Below are 23,605 nucleotides of genomic sequence, written 5' to 3' on the forward strand. Positions count from 1 at the left end.
CAGGAGACGCATGCAGGACCATGCACCTCGCGCATGGCTTCCATGACAATATTGCACTGCACAAGATAAACATTTCCGCCTATTGTGTTTTTCAACAGAGCGCGAACGAAATGACTTCGAACCGCTCAAAGCGGTGGACATCCCACCGACACGACCTTCGACCCTGCGCACTCCTCCTCCCAGCGCAGCGTCGATTTGACTGACGGCACTCCTCCTCCCAGTCGTCGGTCTGTCAAAATGACGCTCACCGGATCCTCCTCCCCCGGTGAGCGTTATTTTTTTGTCCTCACTCCCACTGCAGCCGGCGATCCAATCTGTCCACGGGCTGATACCGTCAAGCCTCGGTCGCCTGCGGAACGCTGGATACAGCACCGCCCTCAATTCATGGCCTATGCAAGGGCCGCATAGGAGTCATACGGCTCCGTCACTTCAAGTTTTTCGCATCGCAGCATATATTATCTTTATCAGATTTAGGCCGGCACCCGGATGGGAAGCGGCGAAACAAGAGGTAAGACCATGAACATCGCACGTTCGCTTAGCAACTGGCGCAAATACCGTCAGACCGTCACCGAACTCGGACGCATGTCGGACCGGGAACTGCGCGACCTCGGCATTGGCCGCGAAGATATCCGCCGCGTTGCGCGCCACGCCGTCGCCGGCTGATCTATATCCACAATGACTGCAAAGGGCCTTTTCGGAGGCCTTTTTTGTTGCCTGTCCGGACAGTCGCCTGGCTGGTTTTTATCCTCTGCCACAAATTTCGCCATCCCATGCACATTTGCATAGCAGTCGCTCATAATTTGCACTGCACAATATTGTTTTACGGGTGTATAAAACTCTCAATCGCTGATGTGGACAGGACCACAGGATCAGCGCAAGAGATTGACCCGAGGAAACGACCATGAACCCGATCCGCATTGCCAAGAACTGGATGAGCTACCGCCGCACGATGAACGAACTGGGCAACCTGTCCAATCAGGCGCTTTCGGACATCGGCATTACCCGCTACGAAATCCGCAATATCGCTGCCCGCTCCTTTCGCTAATCGCGAGGGTTGAGCCGTCGGCGGCCAGGAACGGCACCTTCGGGTGCCGTTTTTAATTCGGGGGTCCTACGGCATTCAGCGTCTTCGCTCGCAGCGATCGGGAAAGGATTGGCCCTTTGTGTGCCCCATGATAAGCAGCAGGCCATGATGAAAAGTACAGTTTCCCCCATCCATGTCGTCGGCGGCGGGCTCGCCGGATCGGAAGCCGCCTGGCAGGCGGCGCAAGCCGGCGTTCCTGTCGTTCTCCACGAAATGCGTGGCGTACGCGGCACCGACGCCCACAAGACCGATGGTCTCGCCGAACTCGTCTGCTCCAACTCCTTCCGTTCGGACGATGCGACGGCCAATGCCGTCGGCGTCATCCATGCCGAGATGCGGCTCGCCGGGTCACTCATCATGACCTGCGCTGACAAGCATCAGGTTCCGGCCGGCGGTGCGCTGGCCGTCGACCGCGACGGTTTTTCCGAGGCGGTCAGCGATGCGATCGAAGCCCATCCGCTGATTACCGTCGTGCGCGAGGAAATCACTGGCCTGCCGCCGAAGGACTGGGACCTGACGATCGTCGCGACCGGGCCACTGACCTCACCCGATCTTGCCGAGGCGATCCGCGCCGAAACGGGCGCAGACGCCCTTGCCTTCTTCGACGCGATTGCGCCGATCATCCATCGCGAATCGCTCGACATGGACATCTGCTGGTACCAGTCGCGCTACGACAAGGTCGGCCCCGGGGGCACGGGCAAGGACTACATCAACTGCCCGATGGACGAGGCCCAGTACAACGCCTTCATTGACGCGCTGATCGCCGGCGATACCGTCGGGTTCAAGGAATGGGAAGGCACGCCCTATTTCGACGGCTGCCTGCCGATCGAGGTCATGGCGGAACGTGGCCGCGAGACGCTGCGCCACGGCCCCATGAAGCCGATGGGCCTGACCAACGCGCATAATCCGACCGTCAAGCCCTATGCCGTCGTACAGCTCCGTCAGGACAATGCACTCGGCACCCTTTACAACATGGTCGGCTTCCAGACCAAGCTGCGCTACGGCGCGCAGTCAGATGTCTTCCGGATGATACCCGGCCTGGAGAATGCCGAGTTCGCCCGCCTCGGGGGCCTGCATCGCAATACCTACATCAATTCGCCCGTGCTGCTCGATCCGTCGCTCACGCTGAAGAGCCGGCCGGGCCTCCGGTTTGCCGGTCAAATCACCGGCTGCGAAGGCTATGTCGAAAGCGCATCGATCGGGCTCCTCGCGGGCCGCTTCGCAGCTGCCGAGCGAAAGGGCCAGATGCCCAGCCTGCCGCCCGAGACGACGGCGATGGGCTCGCTGCTCAACCACATCACCGGCGGTCACATTGTCAACGACGAAGAACCCGGCAAACGCTCGTTCCAGCCAATGAACATCAATTTCGGGCTGTTCCCGGACCTTGCCCCGGGTTCGATCGTCAAGCCGGAGGGTGTCAAGCGCTTTCGCGGCAAGGACAAGACGATCATGAAACGGCAATTGGTGGCCGCGCGGGCACTTGCGGACTGCAAGGCCTGGCTGGCCCGCGAGTAGCCTGAGACGATTGCGGTTCAGACCGTCGGGATCGCGCCACCGGGCGCTTCCCGTTCGGCGGCACTCACGTAATTGCCGAGTAGCCACAATGACACTTCCGCCGCTTCCGTTGGGGTAGCGAAGGTGAATTCGCCATTGTGGAAGGGGGCGTCGAGAAATTCGATCGCAAAGCCCCGACCGTTGGCCAGGTCGCGCACGCGCACGGTTCCCGGTTCGATTACATGGCACGCATAATGGCTGCGCATGTTGCGCATGAGGCCGGCCTTGTTGTCGTGCAGCCGAACGAACACCGCCCGACCATCCTCCGTCGTATGCAGGCTGCGGATCGCCTCGTTCGGAAAGGCGCGACCAAACTCAACGATCGCCAGTCCCGAGTCGTGGAGATTGTCCTCATCGGCCTGCTTAGCCATTCGGGTAGAATAGTAGGCAAACACGACCACAAGCAGAATAATCACGATCCATGTAATCGACGCCACGTTTGCCTCCTGCTTTGGCCGGACACTCGCCGGCCCTATCCTCGAACCGAATAGCAGCCGAGCCTTGCGCGAATGTGGCGCCTCAGAAGCGGCCGACAATGGCGGCACGCAGCATGCGCAACTGGCGGCGCCACTGCGGCTGCTGCAAGGCGCCGCCGAAGAGATCAGCGCCGCGCTTCTGCGCAGCAAGCAGCGTGCGCTCGGCGAGCGCCACCGTCAGGTAGACAGGCATAAGGCTCTTCGCCGGCGGCCCCGCTTCCCGTGCCTTGCGCAAATGGTCGATGCCGTGACCGGCAAAGGCCTCGATCGCGGCCGAAATACGCGGCCTGTCCTCGCCCGCCAGGAAAGCCTCACGATCAAGCCCCGTGGCCGAGAGGATCTCGAGCGGCAGATAAATTTGCCCCCGCGCCCGATGCGTGGGCATCAGAAGAAGGCTTCCAGCGATGGCCTGCGCCACGCCCGCATGACCAGCGATCGTCGCCGCCCCTGCCGCGGCCTCGGGATCGAGCACGACGCTCGCAAGCTGGATGAGCGCACCGGCCGTCTCGCCGGCATAGCCCTCGAACATGCCGGTCGTTTCCATCGGGTCGTCGTAGAGATCGAATACGCGCGCGTCGATCATGCCCACGAGCGCGGCTGTCGGGAGGTTGTGGTGCCGGACCGTTTCGAGAAGCGAAGCGGCAATCGGATTGGCCTCGGTCGAGCCGCGAGCAGCACCGGCCAGCAGGTCACGCCAGTATTGCAGCCGCACTTCGCCCGGCAAAGGCTCACGCACAATGTCACGGATGCGGGCAATCTCGGCATTAAAGGCGTAGAGCGAGGCAACCGCGCCACGACGCGCCGCCGGCGTCAGCAGGCAGGCGAGATAGCGGTCGCGATCGGTATCGCGCAGACCCGACATCTCGAGGATCCCGTTTGCTCTGGCAACATCGCTCAAGGGTTTCGTCCCGGTTTCAAACGGCGATCAGGGCGGCTGCGACCGCCCGTTGCTCGGCGAGCATGATGTTGTAGGTGCGCACGGCCGCGCCCGTGCTCATCGGATCGCTGGCGATACCTTTGGCCTTCAGTGCGGCCTTGAGTTCGGCAGGAAGCGGCCGCAACTGCGGCCCCGTGCCGACCAGCAGAACCTCGATCCCCGCCGCATCGTCAAGCACGCGGCGGAAATTCTCGACCGTCAACGGCATGTCCGCGTCCATCTCCCAGCCGTGAATTCCGGAGGGAAGCATCAGCAGCGAACCACGGTGCGACATGTCGGCGAAGCGGAACCCGCCATTGCCGTAGGCGTCGATCGGAGCCCGGCCGGGAAAGTGCGCCTGGCGAACGACGATCCCCTTGCCGGACGGCGCGAACGACGACACCACCCTAAGCCTCGACCTTGCCTGAAACCGGTCGGGCGGCTTCGATTTCCGCATCCCGCTCCTGGAAGGTCTCCGGGCGCAGCTTGAAGGCGATCAAGACCGGGCCGGCGATGTAGATTGACGAGAAGGTACCGATCACCACCCCGAAGATCATCGCCAGCGTGAAGGACGCAATCACTTCGCCGCCGAAAAAGTAGAGTGCTATGAGCGCCAGAAGGGTCGTCGAGCCAGTCAGAACCGTACGCGACAGCGTCTGGTTGACCGAGATGTCGATCAACACGTCCAGCGGCATCTTCTTGTACCGTCTGAGGTTCTCTCGCATTCGGTCATAGACGACAACGGTATCGTTGAGCGAATAACCGATAATGGTCAGGATGGCCGCAATACTGGTCAAGTTGAACTCGATGCCGACGAAAACGAAAAGGCCCAGCGTCAGGATGACATCGTGCAGTGTTGCGATGATCGCCCCGAGCGCGAACTGCCATTCGAAGCGGAACCAGATATAGACCAGGATGGCGAGCAGAGATGCGGCGACCCCAATGGTCGCGCCCCAGGTGAGATCCGCCGAAACGGCTGGCCCGACGACTTCGACACGGCGGAACTCATAAGCCTCCTCGAGTTCTCCACGCACCATCGTGATCGCCGATTGCTCGGCGTTCTCGCCGCCCTCCTGCGCCTGGATACGGATCAGCACGCTGGCATCATCGCCGAATCCCTGGGCCTGAACTTCTCCCAGATTGAGTTCGCTCAGGCGCGTGCGGATTTCGGAAATATCGGCATTACCGGACCGCGCCTTGACCTCGATGATCGAGCCGCCCTTGAAGTCGATGCCAAGGTTCATGCCGACCGTCGTGAAACCGATCAGCGAAACGAGGCTCAGGACCGCTGCAACAGCGAAGGTGTAACGTCGGATCGCCATGAAGCGGATGTTCTGCGCATCGAACATGCCGGTGCGGATGCTTTTGGGCAGGTGCTTCGGACGGCGCGAGCGGAACCATACCGCCATCAGCCAGCGCGTCATGGTGAAGGCGGTGAATACCGTGGTCACGATACCGATTGCCAGCGTCACGGCGAAGCCCTTGACCGGCCCGGAGCCGAGGAAGAACAGCACGACGGCGGCTATCAGCGTTGTCAGGTTGGCATCGACGATGGTTGCAAAGGCCTTGTTGAAGCCGACCTCGATCGCTTGGACCAGGGGTCTGCCGCTCTTCGCCTCCTCGCGTATGCGCTCGTAAACGAGAACGTTGGAGTCAACCGCCATACCCATCGTGAGCACGATACCGGCAATACCCGGCAAAGTCAGCGTCGAGCCCAGCATCGACAACAGCGCCAGGATTATGGTGATGTTGGCGGCGAGAGCGATATTCGCCATTACGCCGAAGGTGCCGTAGAAGCCGAGCATGAAAACGACGACACAGACGGCACCGATGCCGCTGGCGAAGACGCCAGCATTGATCGAAGTCCTGACCGAGGCCAGGACCGACGGTACGTTCCTCGACGACGGTCAGCGTCGCCGGCAAGGCACCGGCACGCAGCAATACGGCAAGGTCATTCGCGCCTTCGACTGAGAAACTCCCGGAAATCTGCCCCGAACCGCCGATGATCGGCTCGCGAATGACCGGCGCGGAAATGACCTGATCATCCAGGATGATGGCGAAGGGGCGACCGACATTCTGCTGGGTCGCCTGGGCGAATCGCTGCGCACCCCTGCTGTCGAAGCGGAAGGTCACGACCGGTTCGTTGGTCTGCTGGTTGAAGCTGGCCTGGGCGTCGACGAGGTTTTCACCAGACACCAGGGCACGCTTCTCGACGAGATAGGGCACGGCCGGGTCGTCCATCGAGTAGAGCACCTCGGCTGTTGCCGGTGGTCGGCCGTTGATGGCTTCCTCGACCGGCATGCTCATGTCGACCATATGGAAGGACAACTTTGCGGTCTGCTTCAGCAGTGCCTTTAGGCGCTGCGGATCGGTGAGACCTGGAACCTGGACGATAATGCGATCACTGCCCTGACGCTGGATCAGCGGTTCCGTCGTGCCGAGTTCGTCCACGCGCCGGCGTACGACCTCCATCGACTGGATGAGCGCTGACGAGGTACGATAGTCGATTCCCTCGTCGGTCAGGGTCAAGCGTAGCAGCGTGCCGTCTTGCTGGAGGCTCACCTCCTGGATCGTGCCGCCGGTCAGACCACCGACGCTAACGGATTCCGTCAGCGAGGACAGTGCTTCCTTGGCCGCATCGACCTTGTCGGCATCGGTAATCCGAACCTGCACCTGCTGGCCGACGCCCGAAAGGCCGGTATAACGGATGCCGGCATCGCGCAGCGCGGCACGGATGTCGCCGACAGTTGTTTCAAGCCGATCCTTTATGATGTCGGCTTGTTCGATCTTCAGCATGATGTGAGAGCCGCCCTGCAAGTCGAGGCCGAGCGTCACCTTCTTGCTCGGCATCCAGGACGGGAGCGCCTCAAGCTGCTCATCGCTGAGAAGATTGGGGACGGCCACCAGGACACTCACCAAGACGGTGAACCAGATGAATATTGTCTTCCAGCGCGAAAAATACAGCATGAAACTCTCGAAGTCGGATGGTGTCCATCGGAAGTGAACGCGACCGGCAATGCCGGTCGCTCAATACTCTATGCCGTCAGGCAGCAGTGTCCGTCTTGACCGGCTCACCCTTGACGCGCACTTCGGCGATATAGCTTCGCATTGCACGGACCTTGACCCCGTCGGCAAGCTCGACCTCGACTTCATTGTCGTCGATCACTTTGGTAACCTTTGCAACGATACCACCACCGAGAACGATCTGGTCGCCGCGGCGGATTGCCGAAAGCATCTCGGTGCGCTTCTTCATCTGCTGGCGCTGCGGACGGATCAGCAGGAAATACCAGATCAGCATCAGCGGCGCGAAGAGGAACAGCATTTCGAGGCCGGAACCGAATGCACCACCCGGAGCGGCGGCGTCCTGCGCGAAGGCTTGCGTAATGAACATGAAATATCTCCCTAGACTGCGATGATCGCGGGCAGCCTCGCCCCCGCTTCAAGTCGCCGGAATATAGTGCCGGGACCTGCGATTGCAACAGAAACAGCGCCTGTCAGTACCGTTTTACAGCCTCTTACCCTTTCGACTCCGAAAAGGCCATGCTACCGCCGGCAAAACGCCGCCTGTACCATGGCGGACACCATGTGGAGGATATGCCAATGTCGGATGCAGCCAACCAGCTCGTGCTTGCAGAATTGCGCCGCCTGACTGCGGCAGTCGAGCGGCTCGCTGGTCCGCCGCCGGCGGAGAATGACTGGAGCGTCGCCGACTGCTTCGTATGGTCGCCAGCCCGCAGTCACCTCCAGCCAGTCAGACGGCCGAACCGCGTCGCGCTTTCGCTGATCCGCGGCGTCGACCATGTCCGTGACATTCTGCACGAGAACACATTGCGTTTCGCCGAGGGCTATCCCGCCAACAATGTCCTGCTGTGGGGCGCGCGTGGCATGGGCAAGTCTTCCCTCGTCAAGGCAGTCCATGCCGACATCCTTGCGCAAACGGGTGTCTCGCTGAAGCTCGTGGAGGTGCACCGTGAAGACGTCTCCTCGCTGCCGACGCTGCTCGACCTCCTCAAGGGCACGCCGCATCGCGTGATCGTCTTCTGCGACGACCTCTCTTTCGATCACGACGATACTGCCTACAAGTCGCTGAAGGCGGCACTTGACGGTGGTATCGAGGGTCGCCCGGACAATGTCGTGTTCTACGCGACCTCGAACCGCCGCCATCTCCTGCCGCGCCACATGATGGAAAACGAGCAGTCGACGGCGATCAATCCGTCTGAGGCCGTCGAGGAAAAGGTTTCGCTATCCGATCGCTTCGGCCTGTGGCTCGGTTTCCACAAGTGCAGCCAGGACGATTATCTGACGATGATCGACGGCTACGCGGCGCATTTCAACCTGCCGCTCGAGCGCAGCGATTTGCACCGCGAGGCCCTTGAATGGGCAACCACGCGGGGCGGGAGATCCGGCCGCGTCGCCTGGCAGTATATCCAGGATCTGGCCGGTCGGCTGCGGATCACGATGGACCGCTCCTGAAACGAGAAAAGGCCCGGGGACTCCGGACCTTTTCATCGCTTGCCTGGGACGCAAAACCTATTCCAGGTAAGTCATCGGATTGACCGGGGTCGCATCCTTGCGGACCTCGAAGTGCAACATCGGGCGTTTGACATTGCCACTCATGCCGGAGGTGGCAATCTGCTGGCCGCGCTGAACCTTCTGGCCGCGCTGCACCGAGAGCCCATCGGCGTGGCCGTAGACGGTGACCGTGCCATCCTCGTGACGCACCAGGACCGTGTTGCCGAGTTCCTTGAGCCCGTTGCCGGCATAAATGACCACGCCATTTTCCGCTGCCTTGATCGGTGTGCCGGCCGGGACGGAAATGTCGATGCCGTCGTTGCGCTTGCCATCGACATTGGCGCCATAGCCGGCAACCACCGCCCCGCGCACCGGCCAGCGATACTTGCCGATGCCGGTCGTTTCGGGTGCAGCTTCCTTCGTGTCGAGGGACGCTACGTCGCCGACCGACTGCGTTGCGGCCGGGGCCTTGTAGGCTGCCGGCGCATTACCGTTGAGATCTGCCTTGCCAGCCGGGATCGTTGCCGTCTTGACGGGATCGGTCAGGGGAGCCGCCGATGCGACCTGGGCCTGCGCGCCACCGGCAGGGATTTTCAGGCTCTGGCCGATGCGGATATTGGCGGACGTCAGCCCATTGGCGGCCTTGAGCTTGTCAATCGGCGTGCCGGTCGCCCTGGCGATCTTGTTGAGCGAGTCTCCCGCCTTCACCACGTAGATGCCGGGGGCCGCGCCCTCGCCTGCTCCTGCAGCGGCCTTACCGGTGGCGCTGGAGGCTGGCGCCTGCGACTTGTCGCGGGAGGTCGGGGCTGTCGGAAGGAGCGCGACATTCTGTTCCGGCGACTGCGGTAGGGTCGGCTTCCTGCTTCCGTCGGGCAAGACGGAGGCGTCGGCTGCGGCACGCGCCGCATTGGGCTGGCCGACCAAGGTCGGGATCAGCACAAGTTGGCCACTTGCTGCATCGCTCGATTGGGTCAGACCGTTGGCCTTGAGGATTTCCCTCTCGGGAACACCGTAGCGCTTGGCCAGTGTCGCCATTGTCTCGCCAGGCTTGAGCGTCACGCGGGCCGCGTTGGCCGTACCCCAGGCACCTGCGGGCTGGACCGAACCGGTGGTGAGCACCTCGCCGGCGGTCGGCGGGACGAGCATCGCAGTCTGCTGCTGGGCCGGCGCGGAGGGGAAGGGTTGAGCGAGGGCGGCAGCGCGCTCGGCTCCATTGGAAGAGGCCTGAGCAGTGGGCGCGGCAAGATTGGCGCGCTGTACTGCGACCGGGGCGGCGGCCGCCCGTGCTGCCGAAGACGGTGCATAGGCAGGTTGATTCGGATAGGGCTGGTTCAGCGCCTGCTGTCGGTTCGCATAGTCCTGCTGGGTCGCCGCCTGCATCCCACCGACATCAGTGGACGGAACGGGACTTGCAGCGACGTTGCGACGCGGAATGGATGCCGTCGTCAAATTGTCGGTGGAGAACACCGAACTGAACCGTGACGCGTCGGAGCTGCAGCCGGTCGCAGCACTGGCAAGCAACATCGCCACAAGGACACGGGCGACTGGCAGTCTGGTTTTTGGCGATACACTCATACGCATAACTCGACCCACATATTACGCAACCTGATGTGGGTATGATTAAAGCGCGTTAGTATTACTGGCCGGTTAATCGCGGCGAATCGACGTGAACTATTTTCGAGAAACCGCACATTCGCGCAACGAGAGCCGGAAGCCGAAGCGCCATCAGAGGAAGGAAGCGATCTTCGGCACCAGTGGAAGGTAAGGCACCTCGAACAGATCTTCGCGGTCGAAGCGGCTTCCCGTCTTCGTGAGGCGGACCATCATGCAAGTCTCTTCGCCGGTCATCAGCGGCGCGAGCAGCACGCCGCCCGAGACAAGCTGCTCGGCGAGGAAACGCGGCATGCTGGGGAAGGCTACGGTCGCCAGAATGCGATCAAAGGTCCCCTCTCCTGTCAGCCCATGGCTGCCATCGGCTTGACGCAAGACGACATTGCGCAGGGACAAGCTGTCGAGCCGGCGCTGCGCGGCGGCAAGCAGCGTCTTGTAGCGGTCGATCGACATGACCCGTTCGCAAAGACGGGCGAGCACCGCGGTCATGAAACCGCTGCCGGTCCCGATCTCCAGCACCCGCTGGCCCGGCTTGACATGCATATGGGCGAGGAGCCGCACCGCGAGATCGGCGCCCTCCATAAAGGCGCCGCAGTCGATCGGAATAGAGCGGCTGGAATAGGCGTGATCGGAAAACTGTGACGGAACGAAATGCGAGCGGGGCGTCTGTTCGACGGCGGTCAGGAGATCGAGGTCGGAAATCCCTTCCGCCCGGAGCCTGAGCACCAAGGCGGCAAACCCTTCCTTCTCGACCATGCCGGGCTTCAATCCGCAACTCCAAAGCCGAGCGCACGGGCGATGCTGTCCTGTGCGGCATAGTCGGTCATGTCGAGCTTCAGCGGCGAAACCGAGATCTTGTCTTCCTTCAGCGCCTGAAGATCGGTGCCCTCGCGGAACTTGGTGCCGCGATCGCCGAAACGCAGCCAGTAATAGGGAAAGCCACGGCCATCGGCGCGTTCTTCGACCTCGAGACCGAAGTCGAGCTTGCCCTGCGAAGTCACTTCGATCCCCTGGACCTCGGCCGGTGCGCAGCGGGGGAAGTTGACATTGAGGAAGGTTCCCGGCGGCAGTTCGGCCTTGACCAGCTGCGCCAACAGCTTGGGAGCGAGCGTTTCGGCCACTTCCCAGGGAATGACACGGCCGCCATTGTCATATTCGTAGAGCTGGCTAAGCGATATCGAGCGAACCCCCTGCAGCGTGCCCTCAATCGCACCGGCGACCGTGCCGGAATAGGTGACATCGTCGGCGACATTGCCACCGGCATTGATTCCGGAAAGCACCAGGTCGGGCTTTTCCGGCAGGATTTCGCGGATCGCCATGATCACGCAATCGGTCGGCGTACCCCGTAGCGCAAAGCGCTTGTCATCGATCTTGCGCAACCGCAGCGGCTCCGACAAGGTCAGAGAATGAGCAAGACCGCTCTGATCGGTCTCGGGTGCCACAACCCAGACGTCGTCGGAGAGCGTGCGCGCGACGCGCTCGAGCACGGCCAGCCCCTCGGCATGAATACCATCGTCGTTGGTCAGGAGAATGCGCATGGGAAAGTCTGCCTCAAGCCGCTTTTTCGATTTTCTTCAGGCCGCCCATGTAGGGTAGCAAGACGTCCGGAATGGCGATCGAACCGTCCTCGTTCTGGTAGTTTTCCATGACGGCGATCAGTGCCCGGCCGACCGCCGTGCCCGAGCCGTTCAGCGTATGGACGAAGGTTGTGCCCTTGCCGTCCTTGCCGCGATAGCGGGCGTTCATGCGACGGCCCTGGAAATCGCCGCAGACCGAGCAGGACGAGATTTCGCGATAGGTGTTCTGCCCCGGCAGCCAGACCTCGAGGTCGTAGGTCTTGCGCGCGCCGAAGCCCATGTCGCCAGTACACAGCGTCATGGTGCGGAAATGCAGGCCGAGCCGTTTGAGCACTTCCTCGGCGCAGGCGGTCATCCGCTCGTGCTCGTCGATCGCGCTATCGGCATCGGTGATCGACACGAGTTCGCATTTCCAGAACTGATGCTGACGCAGCATGCCACGCGTGTCGCGGCCGGCCGAGCCTGCTTCGGAGCGGAAGGACGGGGTCAGCGCGGTAAACCGCAGCGGCAGCTTGTCCTGCTCGAGGATCTCGCCCGAAACCAGGTTGGTGAGCGTCACTTCCGCCGTCGGGATCAGCCAGCGACCATCGGTGGTCTTGAACAGGTCCTCGGCGAACTTCGGCAACTGGCCCGTGCCATACATCGCCTCATCCTTCACCATCAGCGGCGAAGAGACTTCCGTATAGCCATGTTCGGACGTGTGCAGGTCGAGCATGAACTGGCCGATCGCACGCTCGAGCCTGGCCAGCGGCCCGGTCAGCACCGTGAAGCGCGAACCGGACAGCTTGGCGGCGCGCTCGAAGTCCATGTAGCCGAGCGCTTCGCCGAGTTCGTAGTGTTCCTTGGCCGCATGGTTCCAGCCGGGCTTGCTGCCAACGACGCGTTTCACCACGTTATCGTGCTCATCCTTACCCACCGGAACATCGTCGAGCGGAATATTGGGAATGCGCGACAACTGGTCCGTCAGCTCCGCCGAAACCTGGCGCTCTTCCTCTTCCGCTGCCGGCATGAGGTCCTTCAGATGGGCAATTTCGGCCTTCAGCTTATCGGCAAGGTCCATGTCCTTCTTGCCCATGGCCGCGCCGATCTCCTTGGAGGCGGCATTGCGGCGCGACTGCATGTCCTGCAGAGACTGGACGACGGATCGACGCTTCTCGTCGAGCGCGATCAGGCTTGCGGCCAGAGGCTCGGCGCCGCGCTTGGCCAGCGCGGCATCAAGGGCTTCGGCATTGTCGCGTATCCATTTGATATCAAGCATCGTCGTTCCAGGCCATCTCTCGTGATCGTCGGATCGGACCTGGCGGGCGCCCTGTCCGGCCCATGGATGCATGCCCGGGAGTGGAGAAAGACGAACGGCGCAGCTTAGGCGCTGTCCTGCTCGCTCGCCTCGTCCGCGACAGCCGAAGTATTGGCCGCCCGGCGACGCTCCACGAGTCGCGCAGCATAGATCGATACCTCGTAGAGAAGGATCGTCGGCAAAGCAAGACCGATCTGGGAGATCGGATCGGGCGGGGTCAGCACAGCCGCGACGACGAAGGCGACGACGATGAAGTACTTGCGCTTGTCGGCCAGCCACTGACTTTCAAGGATGCCGACACGGGCCAGAAGGGTCGTCACGACGGGCAGCTGGAAGACCAGACCGAAGGAGAAGACCAGCGTCATGATGAGGCTCAAGTACTCCGAAACCTTCGGCATCAGCGAGATGGCCACCTCGCCCTCACCCGGCGCCTGCTGCATGGCGAGGAAGAACCACATCACCATCGGCGTGAAGAAGAAATAGACGAGCGCGCCGCCGAGCAGGAAGAGGATCGGCGATGCGACCAGGAACGGCAGGAAGGCCGCACGCTCGTTCTTGTAGAGGCCCGGCGCGACGAATTTGTAGATCTGCGCTGCGATCACCGGAAAGGCGATCACCACGGCGCCGAACATGGCCACCTTCACCTGTGTGAAGAAGAACTCCTGCGGCGCCGTATAGATCAGCTCTGCGTTGGCGAGGTCCAGTCCCGCCCATTGTACTGCCCACTTGTAGGGCACGACCAGGATGTTGAAGAGCTGCTTGGCAAAGGCGAAGCAGACAATAAAGGCCACGAAGAAGGCACCGAGCGCCCATATCAGGCGGGAGCGCAGTTCGATCAGATGCTCGATGAGCGGCTGCGGCTTGTCTTCGATGTCGCCGCTCATGCGGGCTCCTCGTTCTTCGGCTTGCGCGGCTTCTTCGGCTCAGCCGGCGTCTTCCCCGCGGCTTGGATTGACGCAGACTTGGCCCGGCTGGCCTTGACCGGCTTTTCGGTTGCCGCCGGTTCTGCCGGCTTGGCAGCCTCCCCCTTCGCCGCGGCCGCGGGTGCCTTGACCTTGCGGGCCACAGCCGTCTTGGCGGGCTTGGCTGCGTCCTTGGTGGCTTTTGCAGGTGCCGAAGGTGCTGGATCCGGCATCGGCTGGGCGAGTTCGTTCGGCACGCCGACCAGAGGCGATGGCATTTCCGGCAAAGGCGCCGGCGCAACAGTGGGTTCACCCGGTGCGATACCAGCTGCAGCCTTGGCATCCGTCGTCGTAGCCTTTTTCAGGTCGGCCTTGATCTCGTTGCCAACCTGGCGCAGCGGATTGATTGCATCACGTAGTGCATTCTTCGGATTGAGACCGCGGACATCCTCGACCGTCTTGCGCAGGTCGTCGAGCTCGGCCTCGCGTAGCGCTTCGTCGAACTGGGCGCGAAACTCTCCCGCCGTGCGGCGCAGCCGCGACGTCATCTTGCCGAATGCCCGAATCATCGGCGGAAGGTCCTTCGGACCGACCACCACGATCAGGATCACCGCGAGGACAAGCAACTCGGTCCAGCCAATATCCAGCATTCAACGGGCTCCTGAAGCCTTACTCTACGGGGATCGCGCGTCAGGGCGACGCGGTCCATGTCCCCTGTCCCGCCTGCCGTCCCCAGGGCTCCGATCCGTCGGGGCACATGGGACAACCAGGCAGACCGGCCGCCTGACGGCCGATTGCGGCCTACTTCGTTTCGTCGGCCTTGTGGTCGACCGACTTGCCGGATGCGGTAGTATCGGCCTCGTCGTCGGAAATGCCCTTCTTGAAGCTCTTGATGCCCTTGGCAACATCGCCCATCAGTTCCGGGATCTTGCCGCGACCAAACAACAGAAGAACAATGGCCAAGACGATCAGCCAGTGCCACATGCTAAAAGAACCCATACCCGTCACTCCGTGTTTCTCGTTTCCCCGATGTAAGGGGTTTCGGACTCTTTTTCAAACACCAAAATGTCCTGCGGATTGACCGAGATCGTCGCATCCCTCAAACCCGGCGGCAGGAGGTCCGCCCGCATACGCGCGCGCACCGGGCGCTCGCTGCCGGGAATTGCCAATTCCAGCAGTTCGACCACACCCAGAAAACGGCGCGACAGGATCCGTGCCGGGATCACGCCGCTATCCTCGCTGACGCCCACACCGGAAAGGCGGACCGCGATCGAAACCGCCCTTCCCTCGGCAATGCCCGGCGCTTCTGCGACCCCGAGCGGAGTCGCTACGTGGCCGTTGCGCACCTCGCCTGAGAATTCATTGATCTCGGAAAAGAAGGCAGCGGCAAACAGATCCTTCGGCCGGCGATAGAGATCGTCGGAAGAACCGACCTGCACCAGCTTTCCGTCACGCAGCAGCGCGATCCGGTCGGCCATGCGCATGGCTTCCTCGGCATCGTGCGTGACGACGACGGCGGTCGCCCGCGTTTCGCGCAGGATCGCCAGCGTGTCGGCACGGATCGTATCCTTCAGCCGCGAATCGAGACCGGAGAACGGCTCATCCATCAGCAGAACGCCCGGACGTGGCGCAAGCGCCCTGGCCAGCGCAACACGCTGCTGTTCGCCACCGGAAAGGGCGTGCGGGTATTTCTGCGCATAATGGGCGAGGCCCACCCGCTCCAGCGCCGCCATGGCTTCCGAGGTACCCTCGCGGGCCGGCATGGCGGTAAGGCCGAAGCGGACGTTCTCGACTACGTTCATGTGCGGAAAAAGAGCGAAGTCCTGGAACATAAGGCCGATGCCGCGCTGTTCCGGCGGCACGAAGACGGACGGCCCGGCAACCTCACGGTCGTTCAGCAGCAGTCGGCCGGAAGATTGGGCCTCGATGCCCGCGGCTATTCTCAACAGCGTCGTCTTGCCGGAACCGGACGGTCCGAGCAGGCAAAGCACCTCGCCAGGCTCTGCGGTCAGCGAGACGCCCCGCAGGGTATCGCGGCCATGATAGCCGTGACAAATGTCCTCGAAGCTCAAACGCGCCGCGAAGGTGACGCCGGCGGTCCGCCTCGATTTGTCGCTCTGCGTCGTCTGCACGCCCATTCCACTGCCCGATTGGCCGATGGCAGCGGATGTCCCGCGAGTTGGCACCCGCGGGACATCCGGGCATCGCCCGGTTATCGTTTAAAACCTGATGCTATTCGTCCGCTTCTCCGCCCGGAGTCAAGAGGCCAAGCTCTTCAAGATCGAGCTGGGTGATCGGATCCTCGTCTTCGGTGAGGTCGTCGCCGGTGAGCGGCAGCGGTATGTTGAAGTTCGCCGGGATGCGGCCGGAGAGCAGCCCTGCCCCCTTCAACTCTTCGAGACCCGGCAGATCACGCAGCTCTTCGAGCCCGAAATGATCGAGGAAATCGCGGGTGGTGCCGAGCGTGACCGGGCGTCCGGGTGTGCGGCGGCGCCCGCGGAACCGAACCCAGCCCGCCTCCATCAAGACGTCGAGCGTGCCTTTCGACGTCTGCACGCCGCGAATGTCCTCGATCTCGGCGCGCGTCACCGGCTGGTGATAGGCGATGATCGCCAGCACTTCGAGCGCCGCGCGCGACAGTTTCTTGACCTCGGCCTCATCCTTGCGGATGGCAAAGGAGAGATCGGCGGCGGTACGGAAGGCCCAGTGTCCGTCGACCTCCACGAGATTGACACCGCGCGGGGCATAGTCCTCCTTCAGCTGGCGCATGATCGCCTTGACATCAATGCCGCGCGGCAGCCGATCGGCGATGAAACCCTCCGAAACCGGTTCGGCAGACGCGAAGACCAGCGCTTCGGCGATGCGGACCGCCTCGCGCCCGGCGCCAGCCATCGCCGGGTCGCGCACGACCGGGGCCTCGACCTCGTTGGCCTCGAGAAGAAAAACGCCGTCCCGCATCTCACCCATGGCGCTACTCCACCGCCGCCAATTCGCCGGCGCGCGGGCCGCTGCGAAGGTAGATCGGCTCGAAAGCGCCCGCCTGACGGATTTCCAGCCGACCCTCGCGGACGAGTTCGAGCGAGGCGGCAAAGGCACTGGCAATCGCGCTTACCCGCTCGGCCGGCGTCGTCAGATAGCGCAGGAGGAAATGGTCGAGCGCCGTCCAGTCGCCGATCTCGCCGATCATGCGGGTGAGGATGGCGCGGGCATCGGCGAGTGACCAGACACGCCGACGGGCGATCGTCACCTGCGTGGTCGACTGGCGCTGCCTCAGTGAGGCATAGGCCGTCAGCAGATCGTAGAGCGAAACCCCATAGGCATTGTCGACACGGGTCGGCACATGTTCCGGCGCACCGCGCGCATGCACGTCACGGCCAAGCCGGTTGCGGTTGATCAGCCGCGTTGCCGCCTCGCGCATTGCCTCAAGCCGCTTCAGCCTGAAGGCCAGCGTCGCCGCCATTTCTTCGCCTGAGGGTCCGTCGTCCTTGGCCTGTTGCGGGATCAGCAGGCGTGATTTCAGGTAAGCGAGCCAAGCCGCCATGACGAGATAGTCCGCCGCCAGTTCGAGCCTGATGCGCCGGGCGCTCTCGATGAATTCCAGATATTGCTCGACCAGCGCGAGGATCGAAATGCGGTGGAGGTCGACCTTCTGGTTGCGCGCCAGAAACAACAGCAGATCGAGCGGTCCTTCAAAGCCGGCGACGTCGATGACAAGCGCGGGTTCGCCGGACAGGCGCTCCTCCGTATTGTCCTGCCAAAGACTGTCCATCGGCGTCTGGGCACTGGCGGATGCCGGTCTCGACGTCAATCGGGGCGTGCCGGTCGAGGGCGTCATCAGGCGGTCGCCCTCAGGCCGTCGAACTCGGCGCGGATCGCGACCTCTTGTGCCGCGTCGCTTTGGCCAAATGCAGCCTCAACCGCATCGGCGCGCGCGCGCGCCTTGCCCTTGAGCAGCGGAACCACGGCTGCAACCGCCACCATCTCATCCATCACGCCGTTGCAGTGGAGCACGACATCGCCTCCGCCGGCAACGATCGCTGCCGCCCGCTCACTGAGCGTGCCCTTCAGGGCGTTCATCGATACGTCGTCCGACATCAGCAGCCCATCAAATCCAATGTACCCGCGGATGATCTCGTCGATCACCTTGCGCGAAGTCGATGCCGGATGATCCGGATCGATGGCCGAGTATACCACATGCGCGCTCATCGCCATCAGCTCGTTGTGGAGCCGCTTGAACGGCGGGAAGTCATGCGCCTCAAGCTCGGCGAGCGGCGTCGTAACGACCGGCAGCTCGTAATGCGAATCCGCCATGCCCCGCCCATGTCCGGGTATGTGTTTCATTACCGGAAGGACACCGCCGGATCTCAGACCAGCCGCCGCCGCCTCGCCCATGGCGCCGACCGTTTCGGGATCATTGCCATAGGCCCGGTCGCCGATGACATTGCTGGCGCCTTCGACCGGCACGTCGAGCACCGGCAGACAATCGACATTGATGCCAAGGCGAATAAGATCGAAGGCATGCAGGCGCGACATCAGCCAGGCAGCGCGCAGGCCGAGGTCACGGTCCCGGCGAAAGAGTTCACCGAGCACGGCGCCGGACGGATAGCGCGGTGCGATCGGCTCGCGGATACGCTGCACGCGCCCGCCCTCCTGGTCGATCAGGATCGGAGCATTGCGCCCGCCGACCGTATCCCGCATCTCGGCGACCAGATCGGAGATCTGGGAGGGCTCTTTCAGATTGCGGGCAAAGACGATGAAGCCCCAGGGCTGTTCGTCTCGATAGAAAGCCTTCTCGTCGGCGGTCAGGGCAAGGCCGCTGCAGCCGAGGATCATTGCTTTTGCCGGCATGTTTGTCTGGGTCATGGCCGATTCATAAGGGGGGTCGGATCAAAGCCGAAGCGACCGCTCATGTTCATACACAAGAAAAGAGGCGGAAACCGCCGGTTTCCGCCTCTTTTTTCGTTCCTTGGAGCGAGTGCGCGCTACTTCGTGACGAGGCAGCTGCCGCCCGCCGCCTTGTAGCGCTCGCAGAGCGCTACTGCCTCCGCCCTGGTGCCGGCAGAAATGCGTACGCGATAGTAAGTTCCCTTGCCGGCAATTTCGGCCTGCTTGATCTCGTAGGCGCGTCCACCGACGATATTGCCGAACTTGCCGGAAATATTCCTGTACGACTTCTCGGCGTCCGCTTGGGACGGCAGCGACGCCACCTGCATGTAGTAACCACCCGCGGCAGGTGCCGGTTGGGCTGCGGCAGGTTCCGGCGCGGCCACGGCTGGTGTTGGAGCGGGCGCCGCAGCTGTTTCGGCAGCCGGTGCCGGCTGAGCGGCCGGGGCTGGAGTCTGCGGTGCAGCGGCCGGCGCAGTTGCGGTCTCGGTCGGGCCGGCCGGACGTGCCGTTGGAACCGGCCCTGTCGCCGCAGCCTCGGCCGGTGCGCCAAGGTTGGTCGGCTCAGATGCCGTCGATGGCGCGGCCAGGGCAGGCATGGTGGTTTCGCGTGCCTCCGCAGGCGCGTTCACCGCCGGCGTTTCAAGCGTCGCAGCCGCTGGCTCGGGTGCCTCCTGGGCCACCAGCGTGCCGTCGGGACGGACGATCATGGTCCGCACCTTGCGAGGTGTGATCGTCGCAGGTTCAGCCCCGTCCACCGGTGACTGCTGTCCTGATCCGACCTCGTCCGGCAGGAGCCTCGGATCTTCGGTCTCGCCGACCGGCGTCCCGAGCGCCTGTGATTCTGCCTCGCCTTCGAGCGGCAGAGTTTCCGGGATCAGTGTTCTCTGTACGACATCGACCGGTTCCTCGCTCGCCGAAATCAGGCTTTCCTGCTTAGGGTCCTCTACCGCGGCGCCGGCAACGCGGTCATAGACCGCCTTGTCCTGGTTCGGCACGGACTTGCCACCGGGATTCTCCGGAACGATCTTCACAGGATCCTTGTCGGCTGCGATCACTGGCGGTTCACCGGAGGAACTTACCGAGCTTGTGCCACCGCTCAGCCAGGCATAGAGGGCGCCACCACCCAGCAGAACGACGACTGCAGCCGTGCCCGCCATTAGCGGACTGCGCGAACCCAATCGCGACAGGCCCCTGGGCTCCATCGGTATGTCGATCCGACCGGCATTAGCCGCCGCATAGTCTGACGGCCTGTCGAGCGTGCGGCGGAAATCCTCCTCCAGAGCGCGCTCGAAGGCATCAAAGTCGTCCATCGGCGGCAACGGGGTGGCGCCCGGCACAGGTGTTTGGGCCTGAGTGTGAACCTGTGCCGGCGTGGACGCAACCGGCGTAGCGCGCGAGAGCGGTGCGGGCGCAGCCGCTGGCTTCTCACTCGTGACGGCGGCAGGTGTCGTCGACGGCTGGTCAAACAGGGTCGCCAACTCGCTGTCAATGTCGAGGTCGTAGTCGTGTGCGTAGGCAACCGGCGCCGGCTTGCTTTCCGGCAGCGGAACCTCGGGCACATCCATATGGGTGATGGCTTCAAGATGATCGTCCTGCTCGGAGATCTCCGCCGGATCGAAGGCCAGCGGCTCATCGGAAAACGGCACTTCGGGCAGAGCAGGCTTGGCTGGCGACACGACTATATCCGCAGCCTGCGCACGCGGTACGACTAGCGCAGGAGCGACCGGAGGCGCCACCGGAGCCGATGCGACGGGTGTAGCCAACGACCTTGCTACCGGTGCGGCCAAAGCAACAGCCGCAATTGGGGCAACAGGAGCAACCGCCGGCTCATCAAAATCGTCCTCGAGGTCCGAGAGATCAAGGTCCAGGTCATCAAGGTCGAGGTCATCGAGATGCAGGTCAAACTCACCTTCGGCGAAGGGGTCAAACTCCTCATCCTCGATGGAAGGACGACTGTCGGCCACCGTTTCCACGCGCTCTGCCGGCTGTGGTGCCGGGGTGGACTCCTCCGCGGCCGCCGGCGCGACGTCCGGTGCGCGCACCGAAGAACCATCGTTTGCAGGGCATTCGTCGGCAAACGAGAACGCCAAAGAAGACTCGTCGAGTGCCGAGGGTGCATCATCATGGATCGGCTCGCCCTCAAACAGCTGAGAAGCACGCTCGCCCTTTTCGGCCACGAAATCATCAAAGTCGAACAGTGAAGCCGTACGATCCACCGAAGCGACGGGCACGGCCGAAGCGGGACCAGACACAGTCTCGCTCCACTGAAAGCCCTCGCTCGGGAAGAATTCGTCGACCGTCGCTTCCGTGCCCGCTTGCGCGAACTCAGGCTCTATCCAGACCTGCGGCGCAGGCTCAGCGCTTTCCTCGGCGAATTGCGGTTCGGCGCGCACAGCGGGCTGAGCGGCGAAATTGGCAAGCGGCAGGCGCAGCTTCGGCTCTTCCTCCGAACGGGGGGCTAGCCAGTGGTGCTGCACGTCCAACTCCGACACCGCCAATTCCAATTCGTCAGCAAGATCGGCATCAAAGGGGGTGGCAGCACCGTGTTCCGGTCTGGATACCGGCTCGGCACGATCAGCCTGAGCTTCCACGACGGGCTCGATCACCGAGTCAGGATAGAAGACGTCATCCAGGTCCTCGATTTCCTCGACAGGCGCACGGGTCTGGGAAGCTCCGACGGGCTCAACGAAGAGCGGCTCCTCGCCGCTCCGCAATGGCGCATCATAGACTTCGAATTCCCGAAGCAATTCGTCCTCGAGGTTGAAACTCGGAGCCTCGGGATCAGCCGGGCTCGTCGGCGCGGTATCACGCTCAACCGGCGGCTCGAAGCCGACGATCCGGGCAAGTTCCGCCAACGGATCATCGTCTGCGAAAGTATCACCCTCAAATCGACTGCCGTATGCGGCCTGTTTTTGTACCATTACTGAATCCACTCACCCTACGCGACTCGACGCTTGCCAGTGCATTGTGGGCAAATGGTGACGATACTATCGCATTTCTACCGGAGCTGCAGTGCCCGTGAGGGACAAACCGGACTTCAAAACGGAGGCGACAGCATGCACAAGCCCAAGCCTGGCGATGGTCAATTGTCTATCTTTATCGTTAACAAAGCGTAATTCGGGAAAATCCTTGCCCTTGTTCCAGTGACCGTGGAAAGAACTTGCTAGATCGTACAGGTAGAAAGCCAGTCGATGCGGCTCCTGGGACTGGGCTGCAGCTTCGATCACGCGGGGATATTCTGCAAGCTTCCCGATGAGCTGGAGTTCCGTCGGATCGATGATCCGGCCGGCTACGGCTCCGGCAAAATCGGTGGCCTCGACATCAAGATCCGGGAAAGCCTCCTTCGCCTGGCGCAAGACCGACATGCAGCGCGCATAGGCGTACTGGACGTAGAACACCGGATTGTCCTTTGATTGCTCGGTTACCTTGGCGAAGTCGAAGTCGAGCGGCTCGGAACTCTTGCGATAGAGCATCATGAAGCGAACGGAATCGGAACCGACTTCCTCGACCACTTCACGCAAAGTGACGAAGTCGCCGGAACGCTTCGACATCTTCACCGGCTCGCCATCACGGTAGAGCTTGACCAACTGGCACAGCAGCACGGTCAGCTTGGTCTTGCCTTCTGAAACGGCCCGGGCCACGGCCTCCAGCCGCTTGACGTAGCCGCCATGGTCGGCGCCGAGAACATAGATCATCTCGGAATAACCGCGATCGAACTTGTCCTTGAAATAGGCTACGTCGGCGGCGAAATAGGTGTAGGCGCCGTCCGACTTGACCAGCGGACGGTCGATATCGTCGCCCACCTCGGTCGAGCGGAACAGCGTCTGCTCGCGGTCTTCCCAATCCTCGGGAAGCTGGCCCTTCGGCGGAGGCAGCGTGCCGCGATAGACGTGGCCCTTGAAGGTCAGGTCGTTGATCGCGGTGCGGATCTTGGCGGCACCATTGGCATGCAGCGTGCGCTCGGAGAAGAACACGTCGTGGTGCACATTGAGCATCGCCAGATCGTCGCGGATCATCACCATCATCGCGTCGATGGCCCGCTCCTTAACGATCGCCATCCACTCCTCTTCTGGCATGCTATGAAGTTTCGTTCCGAATTCCGTAGCCAGCGCCTGGCCGACCGGGACCAGGTAGTCGCCCGGATAAAGGCCTGACGGAATTTCGCCGATCGTCTCGCCCAGCGCTTCGCGGTAGCGCAGGAAGACCGAGCGCGCCAGCACGTCGATCTGGGCGCCAGCGTCGTTGATGTAATATTCCTTGGCGACATCATAACCGGCAAAGCCCAGGAGATTGGCGAGCGCATCGCCCACCACGGCGCCACGGCAATGCCCGACATGCATCGGGCCGGTGGGGTTGGCCGAGACATATTCGACATTGACCTTGCGGTCCTTCCCGAGCGTCGAGCGGCCGTAATCGGTCCCCTCGGTGATGATCGTGGCAAGCAGACGCTGCCAGTAGCTGGTCGACAGGCGCATATTGATGAAGCCGGGACCGGCAACACTCACTTCGGCGATGTCTGCGTCTTCCTTCAGCTTGTCGCCGATTATCTCGGCCAGTGCCCGCGGATTGGTTCCCAGCGCCTTGGCCAGCACCATGGCGGCATTGGTCGCGGCATCGCCATGGCTCGGATCGCGCGGCGGCTCGACGACGATACGGCCGAAATCGAGCAAGGAGCGCTTCTCCCTGATGCTGTCGATCTGCTCGAGCGCGTTTTTGATTCTCGTTTCGAAGTCGGCGAAGAGGTTCATGTCTCGGTACCCGCGCAAGCAGTTCGATAGCCCGCAAATGG

Annotated in this window: 21 protein-coding genes and 1 pseudogene; 4 read left to right on the forward strand and 18 right to left on the reverse strand. The window is 62.6% G+C overall.

The annotated features are described in order from the left end of the window. Positions 1-516 precede the first annotated feature (516 nt). The 3 genes from ACWPVA_RS07835 to trmFO all read left to right on the forward strand — a co-directional run bounded on the left by ACWPVA_RS07835 (position 517) and on the right by trmFO (position 2,599). Positions 517-663: a DUF1127 domain-containing protein gene (locus tag ACWPVA_RS07835; protein WP_454287152.1), complete on the forward strand. Its 147-nt coding sequence runs from the start codon at positions 517-519 to the stop codon at positions 661-663. A gap of 238 nt (positions 664-901) precedes the next feature. Further along, on the forward strand, positions 902-1,045 hold the full coding sequence (locus ACWPVA_RS07840; protein ID WP_115670166.1) for a DUF1127 domain-containing protein: 144 nt from the start codon (positions 902-904) through the stop codon (positions 1,043-1,045). Positions 1,046-1,189: 144 nt separating this feature from the next. Further along, entirely contained in the window at positions 1,190-2,599 is a 1,410-nt protein-coding gene (gene trmFO, locus ACWPVA_RS07845; RefSeq protein ID WP_454287153.1) for a methylenetetrahydrofolate--tRNA-(uracil(54)-C(5))-methyltransferase (FADH(2)-oxidizing) TrmFO, read from the forward strand. Between the two features lie 17 nt (positions 2,600-2,616). Here the strand turns inward: trmFO and ACWPVA_RS07850 are convergent, their stop codons facing one another. The 5 genes and pseudogenes from ACWPVA_RS07850 to yajC form a co-directional block, all read right to left on the reverse strand. Continuing rightward, a complete protein-coding gene (locus ACWPVA_RS07850; RefSeq protein WP_454287154.1) occupies positions 2,617-3,075 on the reverse strand; it encodes a hypothetical protein in 459 nt (152 codons plus the stop codon). An 82-nt stretch (positions 3,076-3,157) separates the two neighbouring features. Beyond that, positions 3,158-3,976: a phytoene/squalene synthase family protein gene (locus ACWPVA_RS07855; RefSeq protein ID WP_454289551.1), complete on the reverse strand. Its 819-nt coding sequence runs from the start codon at positions 3,974-3,976 to the stop codon at positions 3,158-3,160. A 52-nt stretch (positions 3,977-4,028) separates the two neighbouring features. Then, a complete protein-coding gene (locus tag ACWPVA_RS07860) occupies positions 4,029-4,433 on the reverse strand; it encodes an Mth938-like domain-containing protein (RefSeq protein ID WP_454287155.1) in 405 nt (134 codons plus the stop codon). Positions 4,434-4,437: 4 nt separating this feature from the next. Continuing rightward, positions 4,438-6,997 (reverse strand): annotated as a pseudogene (gene secDF, locus ACWPVA_RS07865) (protein translocase subunit SecDF). A 76-nt stretch (positions 6,998-7,073) separates the two neighbouring features. After that, positions 7,074-7,421, reverse strand: a complete 348-nt coding sequence (yajC, locus tag ACWPVA_RS07870) for a preprotein translocase subunit YajC (protein WP_454287156.1) — start codon at positions 7,419-7,421, stop codon at positions 7,074-7,076. A gap of 209 nt (positions 7,422-7,630) precedes the next feature. Here yajC and ACWPVA_RS07875 point away from each other — a divergent pair, with 209 nt between their 5' ends. Continuing rightward, complete coding sequence (locus ACWPVA_RS07875; RefSeq protein WP_454287157.1) at positions 7,631-8,503, forward strand: ATP-binding protein; 873 nt, start codon at positions 7,631-7,633, stop codon at positions 8,501-8,503. Between the two features lie 57 nt (positions 8,504-8,560). On the opposite strand, the gene ACWPVA_RS07880 is transcribed toward ACWPVA_RS07875, so the two are convergent. The 13 genes from ACWPVA_RS07880 to argS all read right to left on the reverse strand — a co-directional run bounded on the left by ACWPVA_RS07880 (position 8,561) and on the right by argS (position 23,564). Beyond that, positions 8,561-10,123 (reverse strand): peptidoglycan DD-metalloendopeptidase family protein, encoded by a 1,563-nt coding sequence (locus tag ACWPVA_RS07880; RefSeq protein WP_454287158.1) that lies wholly within the window; start codon positions 10,121-10,123, stop codon positions 8,561-8,563. A gap of 144 nt (positions 10,124-10,267) precedes the next feature. Continuing rightward, positions 10,268-10,909 carry a protein-L-isoaspartate(D-aspartate) O-methyltransferase gene (locus tag ACWPVA_RS07885; RefSeq protein WP_454289552.1) on the reverse strand — a complete coding sequence of 214 codons (642 nt, stop codon included), beginning with the start codon at positions 10,907-10,909 and terminating at the stop codon, positions 10,268-10,270. Positions 10,910-10,917: 8 nt separating this feature from the next. Further along, a complete protein-coding gene (surE, locus tag ACWPVA_RS07890; RefSeq protein ID WP_454287159.1) occupies positions 10,918-11,691 on the reverse strand; it encodes a 5'/3'-nucleotidase SurE in 774 nt (257 codons plus the stop codon). 13 nt (positions 11,692-11,704) lie between these two features. After that, positions 11,705-12,988, reverse strand: a complete 1,284-nt coding sequence (gene serS, locus ACWPVA_RS07895; protein ID WP_454287160.1) for a serine--tRNA ligase — start codon at positions 12,986-12,988, stop codon at positions 11,705-11,707. A gap of 104 nt (positions 12,989-13,092) precedes the next feature. Then, positions 13,093-13,911 (reverse strand): twin-arginine translocase subunit TatC, encoded by an 819-nt coding sequence (gene tatC, locus ACWPVA_RS07900; RefSeq protein WP_454287161.1) that lies wholly within the window; start codon positions 13,909-13,911, stop codon positions 13,093-13,095. Continuing rightward, positions 13,908-14,579 carry a Sec-independent protein translocase protein TatB gene (tatB, locus tag ACWPVA_RS07905; protein ID WP_454287162.1) on the reverse strand — a complete coding sequence of 224 codons (672 nt, stop codon included), beginning with the start codon at positions 14,577-14,579 and terminating at the stop codon, positions 13,908-13,910. The genes tatC and tatB overlap by 4 nt, the downstream gene beginning before the upstream one ends. A 151-nt stretch (positions 14,580-14,730) precedes the next feature. Continuing rightward, the gene (locus ACWPVA_RS07910) at positions 14,731-14,928 is read right to left on the reverse strand and encodes a twin-arginine translocase TatA/TatE family subunit (protein WP_454287163.1); all 198 of its coding nucleotides are present in this window, start codon (positions 14,926-14,928) and stop codon (positions 14,731-14,733) included. Between the two features lie 5 nt (positions 14,929-14,933). Continuing rightward, positions 14,934-16,067 (reverse strand): ABC transporter ATP-binding protein, encoded by a 1,134-nt coding sequence (locus ACWPVA_RS07915; RefSeq protein ID WP_454287164.1) that lies wholly within the window; start codon positions 16,065-16,067, stop codon positions 14,934-14,936. Between the two features lie 94 nt (positions 16,068-16,161). Further along, the gene (gene scpB / locus ACWPVA_RS07920) at positions 16,162-16,821 is read right to left on the reverse strand and encodes an SMC-Scp complex subunit ScpB (protein ID WP_454289553.1); all 660 of its coding nucleotides are present in this window, start codon (positions 16,819-16,821) and stop codon (positions 16,162-16,164) included. Between the two features lie 79 nt (positions 16,822-16,900). Beyond that, positions 16,901-17,764, reverse strand: coding sequence for a segregation and condensation protein A (locus ACWPVA_RS07925; protein WP_454287165.1), 864 nt, complete (start codon positions 17,762-17,764; stop codon positions 16,901-16,903). Further along, positions 17,764-18,792: a beta-N-acetylhexosaminidase gene (gene nagZ / locus ACWPVA_RS07930; RefSeq protein ID WP_454287166.1), complete on the reverse strand. Its 1,029-nt coding sequence runs from the start codon at positions 18,790-18,792 to the stop codon at positions 17,764-17,766. The genes ACWPVA_RS07925 and nagZ overlap by 1 nt, the downstream gene beginning before the upstream one ends. 119 nt (positions 18,793-18,911) lie before the next feature. Then, positions 18,912-21,737, reverse strand: a complete 2,826-nt coding sequence (locus ACWPVA_RS07935; RefSeq protein ID WP_454287167.1) for an SPOR domain-containing protein — start codon at positions 21,735-21,737, stop codon at positions 18,912-18,914. Between the two features lie 66 nt (positions 21,738-21,803). Next, positions 21,804-23,564, reverse strand: a complete 1,761-nt coding sequence (gene argS, locus ACWPVA_RS07940; protein ID WP_454287168.1) for an arginine--tRNA ligase — start codon at positions 23,562-23,564, stop codon at positions 21,804-21,806. Between the last annotated feature and the right edge of the window lie 41 nt (positions 23,565-23,605).

The organism is Rhizobium arsenicireducens, assembly GCF_964021225.1.